The organism is Kribbella sp. NPDC026611, from assembly GCF_040638345.1.
GTDB lineage: Bacteria > Actinomycetota > Actinomycetes > Propionibacteriales > Kribbellaceae > Kribbella.
This window is the reverse complement of the sequence record NZ_JBEZYC010000013.1, coordinates 133,029-155,068: the sequence shown is the minus strand read 5'-3', so window position 1 is coordinate 155,068 and position 22,040 is coordinate 133,029. Positions and strand designations below refer to the sequence as shown.

Genomic DNA, 22,040 nt, shown 5'->3' with positions numbered 1-22,040 from the left:
GCGGCCTGGTGCGGTGTGTCAGGCTCCGGCGCCCTCTTGCTTGACGCCGGCGACGGCCGTGGGGTCGTCGATGCGGTACTTGCGGGCCGCTTCGGCGGCGACCTCCGGCTTGACGTCGCCGCGCTTGGCCAGGATCTCCAGGGTGGCGACGACGATGGACTCGGCGTCGACCTGGAAGTGGCGGCGGGCCGCTGCGCGGGTGTCGGCCAGGCCCCAGCCGTCGGTCCCGAGCGAGGTGTAGTCGTTCGGCACCCAGCGGGAGATCTGGTCCTGGACCGCGCGCATGAAGTCGCTCACGGCAACGACCGGGCCCTTGGTGTCCTTGAGCTGCTCGGTCACGAACGGAACCTGCTCCGGCTCCTCCGGGTGCAGCAGGTTGTGCTGCTCGGCGGCGATCGCGTCGCGGCGCAGCTCGTTCCACGAGGTGACGGACCAGATGTCCGCGGCGACGGAGTACTCCTCGGCGAGGATCTGCTGGGCCTTCAGCACCCACGGCAGGGACACGCCGGACCCGAGCAGCTGCACCCGCGGTACGTCGTCACCCTCGGCCGTCTCGTACTCGTTGAACCGGTACATGCCCTTGAGCAGCGCCGCCACGTCCAGGCCTTCCGGCTCGGCCGGCTGGTGGACAGGCTCGTTGTACACGGTCAGGTAGTAGAAGACGTCCTCGCCGTACGGCTTGTCCTTGTCCAGCCCGTAGCCGTACATCCGGCGCAGGCCGTCCTTGACGATGTAGGCGATCTCGTACGCGAACGCGGGGTCGTAGTGGACGGCCGCCGGGTTGGTCGATGCGAGCAGCGGCGAGTGTCCGTCCGCGTGCTGCAGGCCCTCACCGGTCAGCGTCGTCCGGCCGGCGGTGGCGCCGATGAGGAAGCCGCGGCCGAGCTGGTCGCCGAGCGCCCACATCCAGTCGCCGGTCCGCTGGAACCCGAACATCGAGTAGAAGATGTAGAACGGGATCATCGGCTCGCCGTGTGTCGCGTACGCCGTGCTCGCGGCCAGCACCGAGCCCATCGCGCCGGCCTCGCTGATGCCCTCGTGCAGCAGCTGACCCTGCTCGGACTCCTTCCAGGAGAGCAGCAGGTTGCGGTCGACGGCCTCGTAGTTCTGCCCGTGCGGCGAGTAGATCTTGGCCGTCGGGAACATCGAGTCCATCCCGAACGTGCGGTACTCGTCCGGGGCGATCGGGACGATCCGGTGGCCGATCTCCGGGTCCTTCATCAGGTCCCGGAACAGCCGGACCAGCGCCATCGTGGTGGCGACCGGCGCGTTGCTGCCCTTGGCCAGCGGCTTGTAGACCGCGTCGCCCGGCAGCGTCAGCGTGGTCGGCTCGACCTTGCGCTTCGGCAGCGAACCACCGAGCTGCTTACGCCGGTCCATCATGTACTGGTACTCCGGCGAGTCGGTGCCGGGGTGGAAGTACGGCGGGTTGTACGCGTCCTCGAGGTCCTTGTCCTCGATCGGCAGGTACAGCCGGTCGCGGAACGCCTTCAGGTCGTCCGAGGTGAGCTTCTTCATCTGATGGGTCGCGTTCCGGCCCTCGAGCGCCTCGATCGTCCAGCCCTTGATGGTCTGGGCCAGGATCACGGTCGGCTGGCCGACGTGCTCGGTCGCGCTCTTGAACGCGGCGTACACCTTGCGGTAGTCGTGACCGCCGCGCGGCAGCTTGCGCAGGTCGTCGTCGGACAGCCCGCTGACCATCTGCTGCAGCCGCTGGTCGCCGCCGAAGAAGTTGTTCCGGATGTACTCACCGGACTCGACCGAGTAGGTCTGGAACTGACCGTCGGGCGTGGTGTTCATCTTGTTCACCAGCGCGCCGTCGTGGTCCTGGGCGAGCAGGTTGTCCCACTCCCGGCCCCAGATCACCTTGATCACGTTCCACCCGGCACCGCGGAAGAACGCCTCCAGCTCCTGGATCACCTTGCCGTTGCCACGGACCGGGCCGTCCAGCTGCTGCAGGTTGCAGTTGATCACGAAGGTGAGGTTGTCCAGCTCCTCGCGCGCGGCCAGGCCGATCGCTCCGAGCGACTCCGGCTCGCCCATCTCGCCGTCACCCAGGAACGCCCAGACGTGCTGCTGGCTGGTGTCCTTGATGCCGCGGTGGTGCAGGTACCGGTTGAAACGGGCCTGGTAGATCGAGTTCAGCGCGGCCAGCCCCATCGAGACGGTCGGGAACTCCCAGAAGTCCGGCATCAGCCGCGGGTGCGGGTACGACGACAGGCCGTGGTGCGCCCCGCGCGACACCTCCTGGCGGAACCCGTCCAGCTGGTCGGCGGTCAGCCGGCCCTCGAGGAAGGCCCGCGCGTACATCCCGGGGGAGGCGTGACCCTGGATGAAGACCTGGTCACCGCCACCGGGGTGGTCCTTGCCGCGGAAGAAGTGGTTGAAGCCGACCTCGTAGAGGCTCGCGGCGGACTGATAGGTGGCGATGTGGCCGCCGACCTCCAGGCCCTTGCGGTTGGCCTTGCTCACCATCACCGCGGCGTTCCACCGGATGAAGGCCCGGATCCGCCGCTCGATGTGCTCGTCGCCGGGGAACCAGGGCTCCTTCTCCGGGGGGATCGAGTTGATGTAGTCGGTGCTCCGGAGCGCGGGGACGCCGACCTGTCGCTCCCGGGCCCGCTCGATCAGCTTGAGCATCAGGTAGCGCGCTCGCGCCTTGCCCCGGGCGTCCAGGACCGCGTCGAGCGACTCGACCCACTCCCGCGTCTCGTCGGGGTCGATGTCGGGGAGCTGGGTGGGCATCCCCTCGGTGATGATGGCTGGTGGTTCGTGTCCGGAAGCCACGGTGTCCTGCCGTTCTCTCTGGTTGTCTTCACCGCAATCCTGTCACCTGTTCGGAATGCGTTCTACTTCGCCTTCCACAGGGGCCTGATTCCGGTCGCCCGGGGCTGATCTGAGCGGACACGCACTGTACCCGCCACGCGGATACCGGACACGTCACGGATCCCTGGTGCATACTTGCGCGACGCGGTACGTCACGATGGACTATCGCCAGTAGCACAGTACTGACACCTACCCCCGGTCACAGCGGGGACCACGGAGGAGGACACGTGAGCGCGACCGCGGATCACGCGGACGGCAAGAGCGGCGGGCCGAACATGGCTTCCCGGCTCGGCCTGGAGGCCGGCTGGGTCGTTCAGGAGATCGGCTACGACGACGACTGCGACGACGACCTGCGTGACGCGATCCGGGAGGTCACCGGGGAGGAGTTCGTCGGTGACGACACCGACGAGGTCGTGGACGCGGTGCTGCTCTGGTTCCGCGAGGACGACGGCGACCTGGTCGACGCGTTCTTCGACATCCTGACCGACCTGAAGGCGGGCGGCGTCGTCTGGCTGCTGACCCCGAAGGTCGGCCGCGACGGGTACGTGGAGAGCAGCGAGATCGCGGAGGCCGCCCCGGTGGCGGGCCTGGCCACGACGAGCACGCTCAGCATCACCGACGACTGGTCGGCGACCAAACTGGTGGTCCCGAAGTCCGGCCGCCGCGGGTGAGCGTCCCGGCTGCAGGCAGCCGGGCCCCCGACTTCAGCACCCGGAACCAGTACGGCGAGCAGGTCCGGCTGAGCGACTTCGCCGGCCGTCGGGACGTCGTCCTGGTCTTCTACCCCTATGCCTTCAGCCAGGTCTGCACGAGCGAGCTGGCCGCGCTCCGCGATCGCCCCGACCTGCTGGCGGCGGCCGAGTTCCTGGCCGTCTCGTGCGATCCGATGTTCACGCTCCGCGCGTACGCCGACACGCAGGGTCTCGAGTTCGGTCTGCTGACCGACTTCTGGCCGCACGGCGCGATCGCGACGGCGTACGGCGTCTTCGACGCGGACCGCGGCTGCGCCGTCCGGGGCACCTTCGTGGTGGACCGGGACGGCGTCGTCCGCTGGTCGGTGGTGAATGCGATCCCGGAGGCGCGCGACCCGGAGGACTACGCCAAGGCACTGGCCGCTCTCAGGTAGACTCCTCCGGTCTCGGGTGAATAGCTCAGCGGTAGAGCGCTTCCCTTACAAGGAAGATGTCGGGGGTTCGATCCCCTCTTCACCCACTCGCTTCTGGTGCACGGTGATGTTGCCGCCGTGGGTGCGGGCCCGCACCTTCACTCCCTGGCCGGTCCGGGCCTGGCTGATGACGCGGCCGACCGTACTGCGGGCGTCCAGGTCGATGGCGACGCCGTCGGGCACGGTCAGCTCGACCTGGCCGGTGGCGGTGTAGAGGTCCACGGCGCCGGTGCCGATCTCGTGGACCCGGACGTCGCCGCTCGCGGTGCGGGCGTCGATCCCCGCCTGGGCAGTGCCGATGGTGATGTCGCCGTTGGCGGCGTTCACGCGCAGGTCGCCGGTGGCCCGCTCGACCTGGGTGTCGCCGTTCGGGGTCTTCAGCTGGACCGCGCCGACCGGCCCGTTGACGACGTACCCGCCGTTCGCCGTCTTGGCCTGGATGTCCGAGCCGGTCGGCAACGCGACCCGCACCGCGACGGTGCCGTACTTCGTGCTCCACAGCGTCCGGAGCTTCGGGTGTTTGACGATCAGCCGGCCGGACGTGAACTCGACGACGGCCTGCTCGGCGGCCTTGACGTCCAGCTCGTACGCCGGGTCGACCGGGCTGACCTCGACCACGGTGTCGGTGCGGTCGGTGGCGACGAAGGTGATGTCGCCGAAGATGATGTCGACGGTCGCGGAGATCGGCGTCGGAGTGATGAAGGTACGCATCTCGGTGTCTCCCGGAGGTAGTCGCTGAAGGTGCAACCACCGTCGCGGCCTCCGCTGACACGCCACCGCCACTGGGCTGACGCGCGGCGGTGCGGTGTCTGCGCGGTGTCAGGAGGGTGTCAGGGCGTCCCGCCACGGTTGAGCCATGACAAACCTGGCGATCACGGCCTCCGGGCTCCGGAAGGCCTACAAGGACAAGGTCGTGCTCGATGGCATCGACCTGAGTGTCGGTGCGGGGACGATCTTCGCGCTGCTCGGCCCGAACGGCGCGGGCAAGACGACAACAGTGAACATCCTCACCACTCTGGCCCAGGCCGACGCCGGTACGGCGCAGGTCGCCGGCCACGACATCGCGACCGAGACCAAGGCGGTCCGGGCCTCGATCGGCGTCACCGGCCAGTTCGCGGCCGTCGACGAGCTGCTCACCGGGCAGGAGAACCTGCAGCTGATGGTCGACCTGAACCGGCGGATCAGCGGCGACCGCAAACGGATCGTGGGTGACCTGCTCGAGCGGTTCGACCTGGTCGAGGCCGGGCCGAAGCCGGTCTCGACGTACTCCGGTGGTATGCGCCGCAAGCTCGACCTCGCGATGACGCTGGTGGGCAACCCGCGGATCATCTTCCTGGACGAGCCGACCACGGGTCTCGACCCGCGCAGCCGGCGGACGATGTGGACGATCATCCGCGAGCTGGTCGCCGACGGCGTGACCATCTTCCTGACCACGCAGTACCTCGAAGAGGCCGACCAGCTGGCCGACCGGATCGCGGTCCTCGACCAGGGCCGGTTGGTTGCCGAAGGCACCGCCGACGAGCTGAAGCGGCAGATCCCCGGCACCCATGTGCAGCTGCGGTTCGCCGGCGCCGCCGAGCTCGACGAGGCCGCACAGGCGATCGACGGCTCGACCAAGGACGAGGACGCACTCACGCTCCGGGTCCCCGGCGACGGCGGCACCAAGTCGGTCCGGGCGATCCTCGACCGGCTCGACGAGCACTCGCTCAACGCGGAGGAGTTCTCCGTGCACACCCCTGACCTCGACGACGTTTTCCTCGCCCTGACCGGCCACACCACGGAGGTAGCCGCGAAATGAAGTCCCCATCAGTGGTAATGCTGCGCCGCAACCTCAAGCACATCGCCCGGAACCCGACCTCGGTGTTCAACGCCGTGCTGATGCCGGTGATCGTGATGCTGATGTTCGTCTACATGATCGGCGACGCCTTCAACGTCGGCGTCAACTACGTCGACTACGCGACGCCCGGCCTGCTCCTGCTGGCCGTCTGCTACGGGCTCGGGTCCGTCGCGGTGTCGGTGAACTCGGACATGACCAAGGGCGTGATCAACCGGTTCAAGGTGATGGACGTACCGCGCAGCGCGGTGCTGACTGGTCACGTCGTCGCCAGCGTACTGACCAACCTGATCGCGGTCGCGGCGATCATCGGAGTGGCGTTCGCACTCGGATTCAACCCGTCGGCGAGCTTCATGCAGTGGCTCGAGGTGATCGGCATCGTCGTCCTGCTCGGGTTCGCCACCGGGTGGCTGACCGTCGCGCTCGGGCTGTTCGCCAAGACGCCGGAGACGGCGGGGATGGCCGCGATCCCGCTGATCATGCTGCCGTTCTTCAGCAGCGCGATCGTGCCGGCCGACAAGATGGGCCCGGGGCTGCGCGAGTTCGCGAAGTACCAGCCGTTCACGCCGATCATCGAGACGCTGCGCGGCCTGCTGGCGGGTGCGCCGGCGGCGAGCGACGTACTGCAGGCGCTCGCCTGGCTGGTCGGGATCGTTGTCGTCGGCTACCTGTGGGCGTTCGCGTCCTTCACGAAGCGAGCGTGAGCGCGGCCAGCTCCTGCCAGTCCGCTGTTGCTCCCACGTGCGTCGCCTCGGTGAACTTCGGGTCACCGAGGCGGCGCTGCGTTTCCGCTTCGATCCGCGTGAGGTCTGGGTTCGAGTGGTCGCGGAGCCCACGGACAGCGGTGCTTGCGGCGATCAATTGCGCGGCCAGCTCGTCGCGCTGCTGCCGCAGGGCAAGGTCTGCGAGTCCGACGAGGGCTAGCGCGACCAGCGGCGACGGCCCGCGATCGGTGGCCGCTTGGAGGGCCGCCGCGCGGTGGTCCCGCGCCTTGGCCAGGTCGTCGGTCAAGTAGCCGAGCAAGTCCTCGATCAGCGCGCGGGCGTTGGCCCGCTCGGCGTCGCTGCCCAGCCGCGTGATAGTGAGATCCAGCTGCCGGCGTGCTTCGTCGAGGTCGCCGCGCCAGCGGGCCAGGCTGCACCTCGCCAGCGCCAGCTCGGCGAGTGCCTCGGGCCAGGCGACGCGATCGGCGTACCGCTGTGCCTCGGCCATCGCGGCCGTGCTCGCCTCCTCGTCCCCGGCCAGCCAGTAGAACTGCGCCTGCCGGGGCCGCAGCCGTACGACGTCCTCGACCGCGCCGACCTCGGTGACGACCGCGACGGCGTCCTCGTAGTACGCCGCCGCTCGGGCGAACTCACCGCGTACTGCGACGCGCTCGGCCAGCTCGGTCAGCGCGAACGAGATGCCCCAGCGCTCGCCGATCGCGCGGAACTCACTGAGTGCCTGCTCGAGATCGGTATCGGCTTCGTAGCCGCCGGAGCCGACCATGGTTCGCATCTTGCCGAGCTGCAGCCGGGCCACCGCCCGGACCCACGGGTCGTCGTCGGCGAGCAGCGGCTCCCAGGTCGGCGCGAAGTCGTACGGCGCGTCCAGCAGCTTCTGCCAGACCGCGGCGAACCGGACGACCGGGTGCGGGCTCTCGATCCCGCGGCTGACCTCGTACGTCCGGTGGATCCACTCCGCCGCCTCGAACTGGTCGCTGCGGCCGGAGGATGCGAAGTTCACCAGGAACGCGTACACCCTGGCCCGCAGCTCGCGCGGAACGTCGCCGGGCAAGGCCACCGCCGCGGTGATCAGGTCCTTGCCTTCGGTCTTGTGACCGGCGAGCCACCAGTACCAGCCGGCCGCGCCGGCAAGGCGCACCGCACCCTCGGCTTCGCCGGCAGCGATCGCGCCGCGCATCGCGGCGCTCAGGTTGTCGTACTCCGGCTCGAGTACGGCGAGCCACTCCAGCTGCTCGCCGCGTCGCAGGTGCGGGTCCGCGGTCTCGGCCAGCTCGGTGAAGTACGCGAGGTGAGCGCGGCGGGCCGACTCGGACTCGTCTGCCTCGGCCAGGCGGTCGTCGGCGTACTCCTTGATCGTGCCGAGCAGGCGGTACCGCGGTACCTCATCGCCTTCCGCGACCACGAGCGACTTCTCGGTCAGGGCGGTGAGGAGCTCGAGCACCGCCCACGACTCGACGGTGTCGCTTGTACAGACGTGCTCGGCCGCGTCGAGGCTCGCGCCGCCGGAGAAGACCGCGAGCCGGCGCAGTACCAGGCGCTCGGCGTCGCTGAGCAGCTCCCAGCTCCAGTCGATCATCGCGCGCAGCGTGCGATGCCGGGGGAGTGCGGTCCGGCTGCCACCCGTGAGCAGACGGAAGCGGTCGTCGAGGCGGTTCGCGAGCTGGTCGAGGGTCATCGTGCGCAGCCTGGCCGCGGCCAGCTCGATCGCGAGGGGCATGCCGTCGAGGGCGCGGCAGACGCGGGCCAGGGTTTGCGGATCGGTCTGCAGGTCCTTGCGGACCGCGGTCGCGCGGTCCATCAGCAGCTGGACGGCCGGCGTCTTCTCGATCTGCGCCGGGTCGGCGTCCTCGGCGGGAAGGGCGAGCGGCGAGACCGGCCAGAGGGCCTCGCCGGTGATGCCGAGGGGCTCGCGACTCGTGGCGAGGATGCGGAGCCTCGGGCACTCGCCGAGGAGGCGGTGGGCAAAGGCGGCGGCTTCCTCGACGACGTGTTCACAGTTGTCGAGGATGAGGATCAGGGCGCGTTCGCGGATCGCGGCGATGACTCGGTCCGTCGCATCGGCGTCGGGTACTTCGCCGACCAACGCGTCGCGCAGTTTGAGGGCCGCGAGGGTCGCCTGGGCGACGTCGCCCTCGGGGCTGAGCGGTGCCAGCTCGACCAGCCAGACTCCGTCCGGTACGTCGGACAGCAGCGTGCGCGCGGTCTCCATCGCCAGCCGCGTCTTGCCGGACCCGCCTGGTCCGACGAGGGTGGCGAGCCGGTGGTCCGAGAGCAGGTCGCGGACCGCGGCGATGTCACCGTCCTTGCCGATGTAGCTGGTGAGTTCGGCGCGGACGTTGGTCTTGCGCGTCTCCTCCCGGCGCCCGAGCTCGCCGCGGAGGAGTGCGACATGTACGGCGGAAAGCTCGGGCGACGGGTCGACGCCCAGCTCGTCGGCGAGAGTCTCGCGGGTGCGCTCGTAGATCCGTAGCGCCTCGGTGTCGCGGCCGGTGGCGACGAGGGCGCGCATCAGAGCGGCGACGAGTCGTTCGCGCACCGGGTGGGCGGCGACGAGATCGGTCAGCTCGGTAATCAGGTCGGCGCCGTTGCCGAGGGCGATCTCGGCGTCGAAGCGATCCTCGAGCGCGGACAGCCGCAGTCCGTCGAGGCGGGTAACGGCGGCGTCGAAGGCCTCGCTGTCCTGCAGGCCGATGTCTTGGAGCGCGTTTCCACGCCACAGCGCGAGGGCTTCGCGGAGGCGCCGTACCGGCTCTTGTTCGGTGCGCGCTTGGGTGAGGAGCTGCTCGAAGCGGACGGCGTCGACCTGGTCGGGTGCGACGGCGAGTTTGTAGCCGTCGAGCTGGCCTTCGATCGACGCGTCCGGCAGTGCTTTCCGCAACCGGGAGACCAGGCGTTGCAGAGCGTTGGTCGCGTCGGCCGGTGGCTGCTCACCCCAGATCCAGTCGACCAGCGTCGCCTTCGGAACGACCCGGCCCGCTTCGAGGGCGAGGGCGGCCAGCAGGCCACGCAGGCGGGCGCCCGGTACGTCGACCACGACGCCGGCGTCCGTGCGTACCTCGAACGGTCCGAGCATCCCGATCTGCACCCGGCGATTGTGCCATCGGCCGCGCGGGTTTCCGCAGCGGCCGTATCGCGGGGCGTCGTCACTCGTTGGAACCAGCATGCGTGGTACCGGCCGGCGGCCAGAATTCTTAACCATCGGCTGGTGAGAACGGACTCCTCCAGGGCGGGTCGCGGCTGGTAGGGTTCACGGCTGTCGGTCGGCGCGATGACGCACCGGGTGCGCCCGGTCAGCATGGTTCCGGCAGGCGGAAAACGGGGCTTCTTGTCGAGGTGAAGTGAGGCGGGTCTGCCCTGAACCCGGCTCCGTCCAGTTGGGGAGGCGCGTGTCCGTGGGTCGCCAACCGGCCGGCGTCTCCAGCCGTCCTGCGTTCGCACGTGCGGATCGCGCCCGCTGCCCCTGGGCGGTGCTCGAGGCGTGAGAAGTGGTGCTGACCGGCCGGCGATCTCCACCGGGCCGGCGTTGATGATTCCCGCCGGGTACCCGCGGGACCTGCCGAGCGCCCTGCTCCGGGCCGCTCGCGACTTCAGCGCGGCTGGTGTCGTCGAGATCGGGCCGGACGGTCGCGAGACCAAGCTCGACTTCCCGACGCTGCTCGAGCTGGCAGCGCGGATCCTGGCCGGCTTGCGCGCGAACGGCGTACGGGCCGGTGACCCGGCGGTCGTGCACTGCACGGAACCGGTTGGTTTCTTCGCTGCGTTCTGGGCGTGCACGCTGGGCGGTATCCGGCCGCTGCTGGTTGCGCCAAACCCGGGTGGCGACCGGACCGAGGAGGGGCGCGAGCGGCTTCGGCGCATCACTGACCTGCTCGGGTGGACCGTACTGATCGGACGGCCGTCTGATCTGCCGAACGACCTGGGACTGCCGGTTCTCGATCCGGACGCGATGGCCGGGCACGAGCCGACGTCGGACTTCCATCGGCCGGCGGCCGACGACGTCGCCGTACTGATGATGTCGTCGGGGTCGACCGGTACGCCGAAGATCGTGCAGCTGACGCATCGCGGACTGGTGGAGTTTGCCGCGGGTACGCCGGCGATGCTTCCGGTGCGGCCGGGTCAGACGACGCTGAACTGGTTGCCGCTCGACCACAGTGGCGCGTTCTTGCTGTATCACCTGCTGCCGGTGTTCACCGGGTGCACGAACATCCACGTGAACACCGAGTGGGTGCTGTCGAACCCGCTGCGCTGGCTGGACCTGATGGATCAGCATCGCGTGAACCACTCGTGGTCGCCGAACTTCGGGTACCGGCTCGCGACCGCCGCGATCGCGGGGGAGCCCGACCGGCACTGGGACCTGTCCGCGCTGCGGAGTCTGGTCAGCGGTGGCGAGCAGATCACCGTGCCGGTGATGTCGGAGTTCTTGCGCGTGACGAACCGGTTCGGTGTGGTGCCGGAGACGTTCGTCGCGGCGTGGGGGATGACCGAGACGGTCACCGGGATCACGTTCGCGCGGCCCGGGCTGACGCCGAATGTGCATCGGGTCCGGATCCCGCCGACCGGGGTGGTCGAGTGGGTCGACCAGCGGCCGTCGTCGGGGAAGGTCGCGGTCGCGCGGCCGGGGAAGACGCGGACCGAAGTACCTGGTGTGCTGTCGCTGGTGTCGGTGGGTGCGCCGGCGCCTGGTACGACGGTGCGGATCGTGGCACCGAACGGCGCCGTACTGCCGGAGGGGCGGATCGGTCAGCTGCAGGTCGCGTCGGCTCGGGTGACACCGGGGTACCTCGGGAATCTCGAGGCGGACCGGGTCGCGTTCCCGGTGGGGAACTGGCCGGCGCGGAAGTGGCTCGCGACCGGCGATCAGGGTTTCATCACCGGTGGACAGGTCGTTGTCACCGGGCGGGACAGCGAGCGCATCATCATGTCCGGCAAGCTGCACTACGCCTTCGACATCGAGGCCGTCGCGGCTGAGGTTGTCGGGGCCGAGCAAGGCTTGGTCGCTGCCTGCGGGATCGCGGACGAGGAGTCCGGGACCGATCGGTTGGTCGTCTTCTACGCGCTGACGCCGGAGTCGGTGCCCGGCATGGACCAGGCCATTCGCAGCCTGATCTCCGCGCGGCTCGGTCTCGCGGCCGAGGTCGTCGGCGTCCCACGCCGCGACTTCCCCACCACCCCCGGCGGCAAGATCCTCCGCCCGCTCCTGAAACAACGCTGGATCGACGGCACCCTCCAAACCCACAACGGCCCCTTCATCGAACCCGCCGCCGCCAGCCCATCCTCAGGCCCCGCCGGCGAGGGCCCGTCCTCCGCGCCCACCCACACCACGCCGTACGCCGACGAAGACCCGTCCGAACAAACCACCGAACTCCCAGTAGCCCAACTGGCGTGGAAACGAGAACTCCAGCAATCCATCCCCACCCCACCCCAACGCCCCACCCTCGGCACCCCCACCCACCCCGCCCCCGAGCCGACTGCCGACGCGGCCACCGAGCCGCCCGCTGCCCCGGCCACTCCGCCAGAAGAAGACGCCTACTTCAACAGCACAGCCTTCACCCGCAAACCCCCACTCGACGACCCAACCCAAGCCGACGCCGCGAACAAGCCAACCGACGACAAGACCGCCGATGACCCGGCCCAAGCTGAGGTCGCGGGCGAGGCCGCCCAAGCTGAGGTCGCGGGCGAGGCCGCCCAAGCTGAGGTCGCGGACGAGCCGGCCGAGGCTGAGGCTGTGGAGGAGGCGACCCAGGCCGAGGTCGTGAACGAGCCGACTCAAGCCGAGGTCGCGGATGAACCGGCCGAGGCTGACGGTGTGGTTGAGCCGACCGACGATGAGGGTGCGGTTGAGCCGGCCGAGGATGAGGCTGGCGGCACGCTGAGCCAGGCCGAGGCCGCCGAGCCGACCCAGGACGAGCAGGCGGAACCGGCGTGGTCTGAGCGGATGGAACCTGCTGCCGGAACCGACGACCCCAGCGGGGCCTACGACGACCGCCGCGCCGACGACGACCCGGACGACGAACCCGAAACCACCATCCTCAGCACCAAGTCCATAGCCCAAGCCGGCCCACCACCCGAGACCACACCGTCCGACCCGCTCACCCCCACGGCCACCGAACAAACCCCAACCCCAGAGCCCGACCCGACCCCCGACCTGGCACAAGAACACCAGCCCGAGCCGGACCCAACGGCCGAGCCCCAGCTGGACCACGAGCCTGAGCCGACAGTCACGCCCGAGCCTGAGCCGACAGCCGAAGGCGAGCCGACGCCTGAGCCTGAGCCGACGCCTGAGGCTGAGTCCACGCCTGAGCCTGAGTCCACGCCTGAGCCTGAGTCCACGCCAGAGCCTGAGCTGACGGCCGAGCCGGAGTCCGAGTCACAGCTGGACGACCAGTCCGAGCTTGAGCCGGAGTCCCAGCAGCCCGAGCCGACGTCCGACCTGGGGCTAGAGCACCGAGCCGAGCAGGCATCAACGGCCGAGCCGGAGCTGGAACACGAGCCTGAGCCGACAGTCGAACCGGACCCCGAGCCGACGGTTGAACCCGAGCCGGAGGCCCGGCTGGAAGACGAGGCTGAGCCGGAGTCGCAAGGTGAACCGGAGTCGCAGGGTGAACCGGAGTCGCAGGGTGAACCGGAGTCGCAGGGTGAACCGGAGTCGCAGGGTGAACCGGAGTCGCAGGGTGAGCCGGAGTCGCAGGGTGAGCCGGAGTCGCAGGGTGAGGCCCAGCAGCCCGAGCAGCAGGTGGCGGAGAAGTCGGCGTACGGGCCAGAACGTCAGCTCGTACCGGGCTCGACCTCGGATGCTCCACCCGCGTCGGAAGCTGCCGAGGTACAACAGACAGCACCTGAGCCAGCAACCGCACCGGACGAGGTAGCCGCCCCGGAAGAGCCTGCACTCGACGAGGCAACCGCAGACTCCCACGAACCAGAAGCAGCCGTCGAGACGGTTGAGGTTGACGAGCAACCGTCGGTCGAGCCGCAGCCGTCTGCTGAGTCCGAGGACTCGGAGACGGACGAGCCGACCGAAGCAGCTGCTGTTGCGAACGAGCCGCCCGCAGCAGCTGAGCCGACCGACGTACCTGAGCCGTCTGCAACCGACGTACCCCCGGCAGACGAGCCTGCTGAAGCTGACGAAAGCACAGAGGCAGCCGAACGCGCCGAAACACCCAGGACTGTCGAGGAAGCTGAGCAAGCGCCTGAAGCGGCCCCCACGCCGATCACGGCCGAGGGTCAGTCGGACGAACTGGCCAACGCGAACGAACCGGCTGACGCTGAGGCCGCACCCACCCCGACCAACGCCGAGGGTCAGCCGGAGGATTCGGCTGACGGGGACGTACCGGCTGACGCCGACGAATCGGCGAACGCGGACGAGCTGGCCAACGCGGACGAGCTGGCCAACGCGCACGGGCTGGCTGAGGCGGACGAACCAGCTGGCGCCGACGAGTCGGTCGACGCGGACGGGCTGGCTGACGCGGAGGAGCTTGCGGAGGCGGACGAGCTGGGCGACGTGGGCGAGCGGGCCGGCGCGGACGGAGCGGTCAGCGGGGACCAGCGTGTTTCCGAGGTTGAGGAAGCCGGAGCGGTCGAGGGCGAGGCAACCGAGGGTGCCGGGTCTGCCGACGACGCAGGTGCCGACTCAGCCGAAGATGTCGAGGCCGAGGGTGCGGCGGCGGTTGCTGAAGGTGGCGAGCTGGCGGGTGACGCCGTCGATGTCGAAGGTGCGGCGGTTGCCGAGGATGCGGAGCTGGCGGACGATGCCGCGGTTGCCGAGGGTGAGGCGGTTGCTGAAGGTGCCGGGCTGGCGGACGATGCCGCGGTTGCGGAGAGTGCGGCGCTTGCTGAAGGTGCCGGGCTGGCGGACGATGCCGCGGTTGCGGAGAGTGCGGCGCTTGCTGAAGGTGTCGAGCTGGCGGATGACGCCGACGATGCTAAAGGTGCCGCGGTTGCTGGGGATGCTGAGCTGGCCGGCGAAGCTGGCGATGCCGAAGGTGTTGAAGGAGAAGTCCAGGCAGTTGGTGGTGGCGAGGCAGCTGACGAGGCAGTAGTTGCCGGGAGCATCTCGGTTGATGTACCGGATGAGGTTGACGGTGCTGCTCTGGCCATGGATGTGGCCGATGTGCCCGACGGTGCTACGGAAGCCGTCAAGGTGGCTTTGGTGGAGCCGGTGGCTGTGGTGGGGGTGGCTGGGCGGTTTCCTGGGGCTGAGACTTTGGAGCAGTTTTGGGACAACCTGGTTGCGGGTGTGGAGAGTGTGCGGCGGTTCTCGCCTGAGGAGGTGCAGGGCGGGGAGGGGGGCGTGGCGGTCAGTGGGGTGCTGGAGCATGTCGAGTCGTTCGACGCCAAGTTCTTCGGGTTGAGTGATCGTGAAGCGGAGTTGATGGATCCGGGGCAGCGGTTGTTCCTGGAGGTTTGTCATCAGGCGTTGGAGCATGGGGGCTATGCGGGTACGTCGAGCCGGGTAGGCGTGTTCGCCGGCTCGGGGATGAATCTGTACCACCGTCAGCAGCAGTCCCGGGACTCCCTGGCGACGCGGGTGGCTTACCGGCTCGGGCTGACCGGGCCGGCGATCGGCGTGCAGAGTGCGTGGTCCTCGTCGTTGGTCGCCGTACATCTGGCCTGTCAGGCACTCAGGTCTGGTGACGCGGACCTCGCGCTAGCCGGCGCCGCCGCCGTACAGGTGCCGCAGGCAACCAGTTACTACCCGGGTCCGGACTCGCTCCTCTCGCCGTCCGGTCACGTCAAGGCGTTCGCCGAGGACGCCGACGGCACAGTCGGCGGCAACGGCGTCGCCGCGGTCCTTCTCAAGCGCCTCGACCAAGCCTTGGCCGACGGCGACACCGTGTACGCCGTCATCCGCGGCACCGCGGTCAGCAACGAAGACACCCCGGCCGGCACCCCGATCGAGCCGATCGAGCGCGCCCTCGACCGCGCCGGGTTCGCCGCCGACTCGCTCAGCTACCTCGAGGCGAACGCGATCGGTAGCACCACCGCCGACGCCCAGGAGGTCAACGCCCTTTCCGCGGCCCTCCGCCGTCACACCGACAAGGTCGGCTTCTGCACGATCGGCTCGGTGAAGCCGAACATCGGCCACCTCGACACCGCCGCGGGGATGGCGGGCCTGATCAAGACGATCCTGATGCTCCAGCACCGCATGCTGGTCCCGACCATCAACTACACCGGCCCGAACCCGGACCTCACCCTCGACGACAGCCCGTTCGTGATCGCGACCGAGGCCCGCGACTGGACCGCCGGCGGCACGCTCCGCGCTGCGGTCAGCGCCCTCGACGTGGGCGGTACCAACGCCCAGGTGATCCTCGAGGAAGCCCCGCGCCAGATCCGCCGCGGCGACGACGGCCCCGTCGTACTCCCGCTGTCTGCACCCGACCCGGACGCCCTCGCCGACCTGGTCGAGCTGTATCGCACCGACCTCGGCCACGGCACCGGCCACCGCCTCATCGACCTCGCCGGTACGGCGGCTCTCGGCCGCCCCGCGCACCGCCACCGCATCGCGGTCGCCGGCTCCACCGAAGCCGAGCTCGTCGACGCGCTCGCCAATGCCCAGGCCACCGAAGTACCCCGCGGCGGCCCCGGCCCGCTCGGCTACGCGTTCACCGGCCAAGGTGCCGCCCGGCGGGGGATGGCGGCCGGCCTCGCCGCACGCTTCCCGGTCTTCCGCTCGGTTCTCGACGAGTGCGACCGCGTGTACCACGAGGAGACCGGCGGCAACCTGCTCGAGCTCCTTCTGACCCCGGCCGGTACGGCGGAAGGTGTCTGGCCGACCGAGACCGCGCAGCCGGCCCTCTTCGCATTCGAGCTCGCACTCGCCCGGTTGTGGCAGTCGTTCGGTGTGCAGCCGGCGCTCGTCGTCGGGCACAGCGTGGGGGAGTACGCCGCTCTGTGCGTCGCCGGCGCGCTGGAGCTCGCGGACGGCGTACGCCTGACCGCCAAGCGCGGCGAGCTGATGCAGCGCGGCACCGTACCCGGCGCGATGGTCGCGGTCCGGGCCGACGCCGACCGGGTCCGCGAGATCGCCCGCACCGCCGGCGTCGAGGTTGCCGCGGGCAACGGTCCGCAGAACTTCGTGCTCACCGGGTCCGAGGTGATCGTCGGTCAGCTGGCTGCCCAGCTGGACCGGCTGGAGGTCGCCTGGCAGCGGCTGGACGTGGACCGGGCGTTCCACAGTTCGTTGGTCGACCCAATACTGTCGGACTTCGCCGAGATCGTCCGCGAGATCACGCTAAAGCCGCTGCGGACGCCGATGGTGTCGAGCTGGTCGGGTGATCTGCTCGAGTCCGGGACCGTGCTCGACGGCGACTACCTGGTCGGTCAGCTCCGCCAGCCGGTGCTGTTCGGCGATGCGGTCGAGGCGGTGACCGCGGCCGGGTGTCGGCGGTTCCTGGAGCTCGGGCCGGACGCGGTGCTCAGCCCGGCCGGTCGGCGGATCGCGCCGAACAGCACCTGGATCCCGGCGCAGCGGCTCGGTCAGGACCCGGTCCTCGCGACGATGAACGGGCTGGCCGAGCTGTACGAGCAGGGCACCGAGATCGCCTGGGTGAAGGTGTACCCGGACGGCGGCCGCGTCCCGTTGCCGACGTATCCCTTCCGTCGCGTGCACCACCCGGTCGACCCGTCGGTGACGGTGATCGTCGGTCCGGGTACGGCGTCGGTTGGCGAAGGTACTGCGCTGCGTACGCCGAGCGCGTTCGAGCGGGCCGCGCGGGCGCAGGCGGTGGTGTTCGAGCCGTCGAGCGCGGCGGTGAAGCGGATCCCGCTCGACCCGCCGACCGAGCCGGAGCCCGTTGCTGCTGAGCCGGTGGACGAGGCCGAGCGGTCGGTGTTCGAGCTGCCGGCGGAGACGCATCAGATCGACGCCGACTACCTGGCGCAGGCCGGCGCGTTGTCCGGTGACGAGGTGTCGGCGGAGCGGTATCGGGAGTCGCTGGACGCCGTACTCGACCTGACGTGCGAAGAGCTGCACCTCGATCCGTACGACCTGACGGTGGACCACACGTTCGCCGAGCTGGGGGCGACCCCGGCGAAGCTCGCGCCGGTGCTGGACGAGATCAACCGGCGGTTCGCGGTCGCGTTCAACCCGGACGAGCTGTTCGTCAGCTATACGACACCGCACAAGCTGGCCACGGCGATTGCTGTGCAAGCCGACGAGGCGGACGAAGCAACTACCGGAGCGGAATCCACCGAGACCCCAGCACTGGGTGAAGAACTCGAGGTCCACGAGGTACGAGTCTCTGAGCGAGCGGTTACCGGGCCTGAGCGGGATGTGCATGAGCTCGAGCTCGAGGTGCGCGAGGTCCCCGTCTCCGAGCGTGAGGTCGACCTGCCGGTTGAGCCCGATGCGCGGACCGCCCTTGCCGTGCTTGGATCTGGGCTGGCTGAACTGGCGGCCAAGGTGGATGAGGCCGCGGCTGCGACCAGCGAGGCTGAGTTGCCGGGTAGCGGCATGGCGGCGCTTATGTCCCAGCAGTTGCGCGTTGCCGGACAGCTGGTGGACGGTGTCACCAAGCTGATGCGAGAGCAGCTCGCCATGCTCAGCGAGCCGGTGGAAGCAGCAGCCCCGGAGCCGTCCTGGGTCGAGGAGGTGGCGCCGGGCGACGTGCCGGTCAGGCCGACAGAGGACGAGCGCCGCCGCGACTTCGCCTACTGGGACTCGGCGCTGGCCGGTGCCGAGCCGTTGGTGCTTCCGGCAGACCGGCTCCGCCCGGCCGACGATGCCGTTGCCTCGGTCAAGCAAGAGCTGGCCGAGGACCTGGGTGACGCGGTCTTCGCGTACAGCCGCGAGCGCAAGGTCAGCCCGGTCATGACCATGCTCGCCGCCGTCGCGACCGTCGTCGGCCGGTTCGCGGACCAGGACGACGTCACGATCGGGTCGGCGCTGATCCGCCCCAAGGGCGACACCTCGACCACGGCCCGCCGTCCGCTCCCACTGCGCATCGACCTCTCCGGCGAGCCCGACCTCGGCGAGCTGGCGCAGCGCGTGCACGATGTCACCACCGCGGCGTTCGACCATGTCAGCCTCGATCTCGCCGTCCTGCAACGCGATCCGCTCTTCCAGATCCTCGTCGAGTTCGAGGACGGCGACGACGAGCTTCCGGCCGCGGTCGACCTCCGGCTCCGGCTGACCCACCACGGCGCCGGCATCACCTGTACGGCGGACTACCGCTCGGCCCTGTTCCACCAGACCACGATCGATCGCCTGCTCGGGTACCTCGAAGCAGTGTTGCGCAGGGCAACGACCACACCATCGCTCGCGCTCCCGCAGCTGATGCTGCCGATCGAGTCCGACCTCGAGACCCTCCGCGAACTGGAGGGCGACGTCGAGCCCACCGGTCCGATCGGGCGGGTACGCCGGGACGCCGTCGTCGCCGGCGAGCTCAGCGGCCTGCACACCCTGTTCGAGCGCCAGGTCGCCCGCACGCCGGACGCGATCGCCCTGATCCAAGGCGATCGCGAGCTGACGTACGCCGAGCTCGACCGCCGCTCCAACGCCGTCGCCTGGCAGCTGGTCGACGTCGGCGTGAAGCCGGGCCAGCTGGTTGCGGTACGAGTTGCCCGGGGTACCGAGTTGGTCGTCGCCGTGCTTGCGGTGCTCAAGTCGGGCGCGGCGTACCTGCCGCTCGATCCCGGCGTACCGGAGTCCCGGTGGGCGTTCATGATCCAGGACGCTTCTGCAGTCGCGCTGGTCGGCGACGACGCAGCACTCGCGGATCGCCTTAATCTACGACTGATTCCGGTCGCGGCAGCTGACGGCGATCCGCGCGCCCGCCAGGCCCCGCCGGTTCGGGCCGCCGCCGATGATGTTGCCTACTGCATCTACACGTCCGGATCGACCGGCAACCCCAAGGGTGTCGTCGTACCGCACCGCGGCCCGGTCAACCTGGTCCGGCACTACCTGCGTACCCGGCGGTCGTTGCGGACGCTGCAGTGGACCTCGTTCGGCTTCGACGTCCATGTGCAGGAGATGTTCACGACGCTGGCGTCCGGTGCCGCGCTGGTTCTGATCGGCGAGGACGACCGGTACGACCCGGACGCGGTCGTCGCGGCACTTCGTGACCACAAGGTCGAGCGGCTGTTCATGGCGTTCAGCCCGTTGACCGCGCTGCTGGCGACGATGCGCCGGCTGCCGGAGCTGCCCGGGCTGCGCGAGATCGTCGCGGGCGGCGAGGCGATGGTGCTGACCCACAAGGTGCGCGATTTCCTCGAGGCGCACCCGAACTGCCGGCTGTTCAACGAGTACGGGCCGACCGAGGCCTCGATCGTGACCACGATCCACGAGGTCGACCCGGCCGAGGACCGGCCGTCGATCGGGCGCCCGGTCGAGGGTGTCGTCGTACGGCTCCTGGACGAGGCGATGCGGCCGCTGCCGGTGGGCGCGGTCGGCGAGATCCACCTCGGTGGCGCCGCGGTTGCCCAGGGCTACATCGGCCGGCCCGAGGAGACCGAGCGGGCGTTCGTCCCGGACCCGGGTCACCTGGGCGCACGGCTGTACCGCAGCCGCGACCTCGGCCGCTGGCGGTACGACGGCACGCTGGAGTACCTCGGCCGCGCCGACGACCAGGTGAAGATCCGCGGCCACCGGGTCGAGCCGGGGGAGACCGAGCACGTGCTGGCCGACCAGCGGGGCGTGGTCGACGCGGTCGTCGTGGCGCAGCAGGACCCCGGCGGCGACACCTGCCTGATCGGGTACGTCGTCCTCGAGGACAGCGACCCCGCCGTGCTGGCCCGGCTGATGCTTGACCTGGGCAAGGAGCTGCCGATCTACCTGGTGCCGGCGGACCTGATCCCGATCGAGGAGCTCCCGCTGGATGACAACGGCCGCCTGGACCGCGACCGGCTGCCCGAACCGGAGTGGCTCAAGCCGTAAGCAGCGACCTGTTCTGCACCGTGGACGGGGGGTCAGATCGGTGGCGGCCCTCCCCGCCGCCACCGGCCGCCGTCCACGGTGCAGAACCCGCGTTCGATCCTCATCCCTCCACAGGATCGATCGCCCAGGGAAGCGCCATCAGCGCAGGAAGCGCGCGAGGTGCGGACAGCTGAGGTACGGCGACGTCCATCAGGAGCTCGGGTCTCTCTGGTTCGAGTGTTGCCCCGGGCAACACTGGCTGACGTTGCGGTACCGCGGTCCGGCGACACGGTTGCGGCGGGGAGTTTCCTCACCCGCCGCCCACGTGTCCGGTTGACCCAGGCCCCCCTTCGGTCAACCGCTTCCGGCTGGTCCAGGCCCCCCTGACCAACCGTGGATGACGGTGCCCCCACCCCATCCATCGGTTGCATCGGGTGGGACAGGGCCGTCGTTACAGAGATCGCCAGAATTCGTTAAAATTGCGCAAAGGTGCGCGAGCATGCCCTTTCCGAGCTACTCAACTTGCGCTTTAGGAGACGGCGGTCCACGCCTGGTGTGCGGCGCCCAGCAGGCCGGCGTTGTCCAGCTGCGCCGGCTCGACGCTGAGGTCGGTGACGAACGGCAGCTGAGCCAACCGCTTCACCCAAGCCTGCACAGGATCGAACAAGACCGACCCAGCCTTCGCGACTCCACCACCGATCACGACGGTGGTCAGGTCGACGGTCACCGCAGTAGCGACGATCCCGGCCGCGAGCGCCTGCGCCCCGTCGTCGAACGCCGCCAGTGCCAGCTCGTCCCCAGCAGCCGCGTCAGCCGCGAGTACGGCGGCATCCACGTCCTCGTCCATCCGCCAGCCGCTCCGCTTTGCGCGCGCGACCATCCGCGGCCCGCTCGCGTACGCCTCTACACACCCAAACGATCCGCAGGCGCACGACTCGCCGTCCTGGTCCACGACCACGTGCCCGATGTGGGCCGCGTTTCCGGACTGGCCGAGCATCGGCTTGCCACCGACGACGAGCCCGCCGCCGACTCCGGTCGAGACGACGATCCCGAGGAGGGTGTCGACCTCGCGCCCGGCGCCGGTCCAGTACTCACCCAGCGCGAAGCAGTGCCCGTCCACGCCGAGTGTCACGGGGACGTCGCCGACCAGCTCGCGGACCCGGTCGACGAGGGGGAAGTTGCGCCAGCCGGGGATGTTCACCGGCGAGACCAGGCCGTGCTGGAGGTCGAGCGGTCCGGCCGAGCCGATGCCGACCGCGAGCGGGGCGGCGTCACCGCGGACGCGGGTGATCAGCTCACCGAGCGCGGCGAACACCTGGTCGGCGCCACCGGGCGGAGTGAGGATCCGGTCCCCGTCGAGAATCGTGCCGTCGGCAGATACCAGAGCGGCGGCCATCTTCGTGCCGCCGATGTCGATTCCCAGTACGGTTCCCCGCGCCAGCGCTGTGTCGTCGCTCATCGTCCCCCCGTCTGGGCGGTCAAGGTCGAGAGACAACGTTATCCGTAGTCGGCCCGAACAGACAGGGGTGATTGAAACTATTCCGGGTAAACGCGCAGGGAAGACGGCAGTTCCCTGCCATGACACCTCCTGACAACGATCGCCCTGTAGGGGTCCAGAGCGCGGTAATTGTTGGCCGTCGG

Annotated in this window: 9 protein-coding genes and 1 tRNA gene; 6 read left to right on the top strand and 4 right to left on the bottom strand. The window is 69.7% G+C overall.

All coding sequences use genetic code 11. The features are described 5' to 3' along the window. Positions 1 to 18: 18 nt before the first annotated feature. Positions 19 to 2,745, bottom strand: coding sequence for a pyruvate dehydrogenase (acetyl-transferring), homodimeric type (gene aceE / locus AB0E69_RS37900; protein WP_360158333.1), 2,727 nt, complete (start codon positions 2,743 to 2,745; stop codon positions 19 to 21). Between the two features lie 308 nt (positions 2,746 to 3,053). Between aceE and AB0E69_RS37895 the strand changes: the two genes are divergently transcribed. From AB0E69_RS37895 to AB0E69_RS37885, 3 genes are all read left to right on the top strand, one after another. Continuing rightward, positions 3,054 to 3,497, top strand: coding sequence for a DUF3052 domain-containing protein (locus AB0E69_RS37895; RefSeq protein WP_360158050.1), 444 nt, complete (start codon positions 3,054 to 3,056; stop codon positions 3,495 to 3,497). Then, on the top strand, positions 3,494 to 3,952 hold the full coding sequence (locus AB0E69_RS37890; protein WP_360158047.1) for a peroxiredoxin: 459 nt from the start codon (positions 3,494 to 3,496) through the stop codon (positions 3,950 to 3,952). The genes AB0E69_RS37895 and AB0E69_RS37890 overlap by 4 nt, the downstream gene beginning before the upstream one ends. Positions 3,953 to 3,966: 14 nt before the next feature. Next, positions 3,967 to 4,038 (top strand) — tRNA-Val (locus AB0E69_RS37885). On the opposite strand, the gene AB0E69_RS37880 is transcribed toward AB0E69_RS37885, so the two are convergent. Next, entirely contained in the window at positions 3,998 to 4,702 is a 705-nt protein-coding gene (locus tag AB0E69_RS37880; RefSeq protein ID WP_360158330.1) for a DUF4097 family beta strand repeat-containing protein, read from the bottom strand. The genes AB0E69_RS37885 and AB0E69_RS37880 overlap by 41 nt on opposite strands. A gap of 145 nt (positions 4,703 to 4,847) precedes the next feature. On the opposite strand from AB0E69_RS37880, the gene AB0E69_RS37875 reads away from it, so the two are divergent. Further along, on the top strand, positions 4,848 to 5,789 hold the full coding sequence (locus AB0E69_RS37875; protein WP_360158044.1) for an ATP-binding cassette domain-containing protein: 942 nt from the start codon (positions 4,848 to 4,850) through the stop codon (positions 5,787 to 5,789). Further along, the gene (locus AB0E69_RS37870) at positions 5,786 to 6,529 is read left to right on the top strand and encodes an ABC transporter permease (RefSeq protein ID WP_360158041.1); all 744 of its coding nucleotides are present in this window, start codon (positions 5,786 to 5,788) and stop codon (positions 6,527 to 6,529) included. Before AB0E69_RS37875 ends, AB0E69_RS37870 begins: the two co-directional genes overlap by 4 nt. Here the strand turns inward: AB0E69_RS37870 and AB0E69_RS37865 are convergent. Then, positions 6,513 to 9,635, bottom strand: coding sequence for a BTAD domain-containing putative transcriptional regulator (locus AB0E69_RS37865; protein ID WP_360158038.1), 3,123 nt, complete (start codon positions 9,633 to 9,635; stop codon positions 6,513 to 6,515). The two genes, AB0E69_RS37870 and AB0E69_RS37865, sit on opposite strands and share 17 nt — an antisense overlap. Positions 9,636 to 10,028: 393 nt before the next feature. Between AB0E69_RS37865 and AB0E69_RS37860 the strand changes: the two genes are divergently transcribed. Continuing rightward, positions 10,029 to 20,420, top strand: a complete 10,392-nt coding sequence (locus AB0E69_RS37860; protein WP_360158035.1) for an amino acid adenylation domain-containing protein — start codon at positions 10,029 to 10,031, stop codon at positions 20,418 to 20,420. 508 nt (positions 20,421 to 20,928) lie between these two features. On the opposite strand, the gene AB0E69_RS37855 is transcribed toward AB0E69_RS37860, so the two are convergent. Continuing rightward, positions 20,929 to 21,858 (bottom strand): ROK family protein, encoded by a 930-nt coding sequence (locus tag AB0E69_RS37855; RefSeq protein ID WP_360158032.1) that lies wholly within the window; start codon positions 21,856 to 21,858, stop codon positions 20,929 to 20,931. Positions 21,859 to 22,040 lie beyond the last annotated feature (182 nt).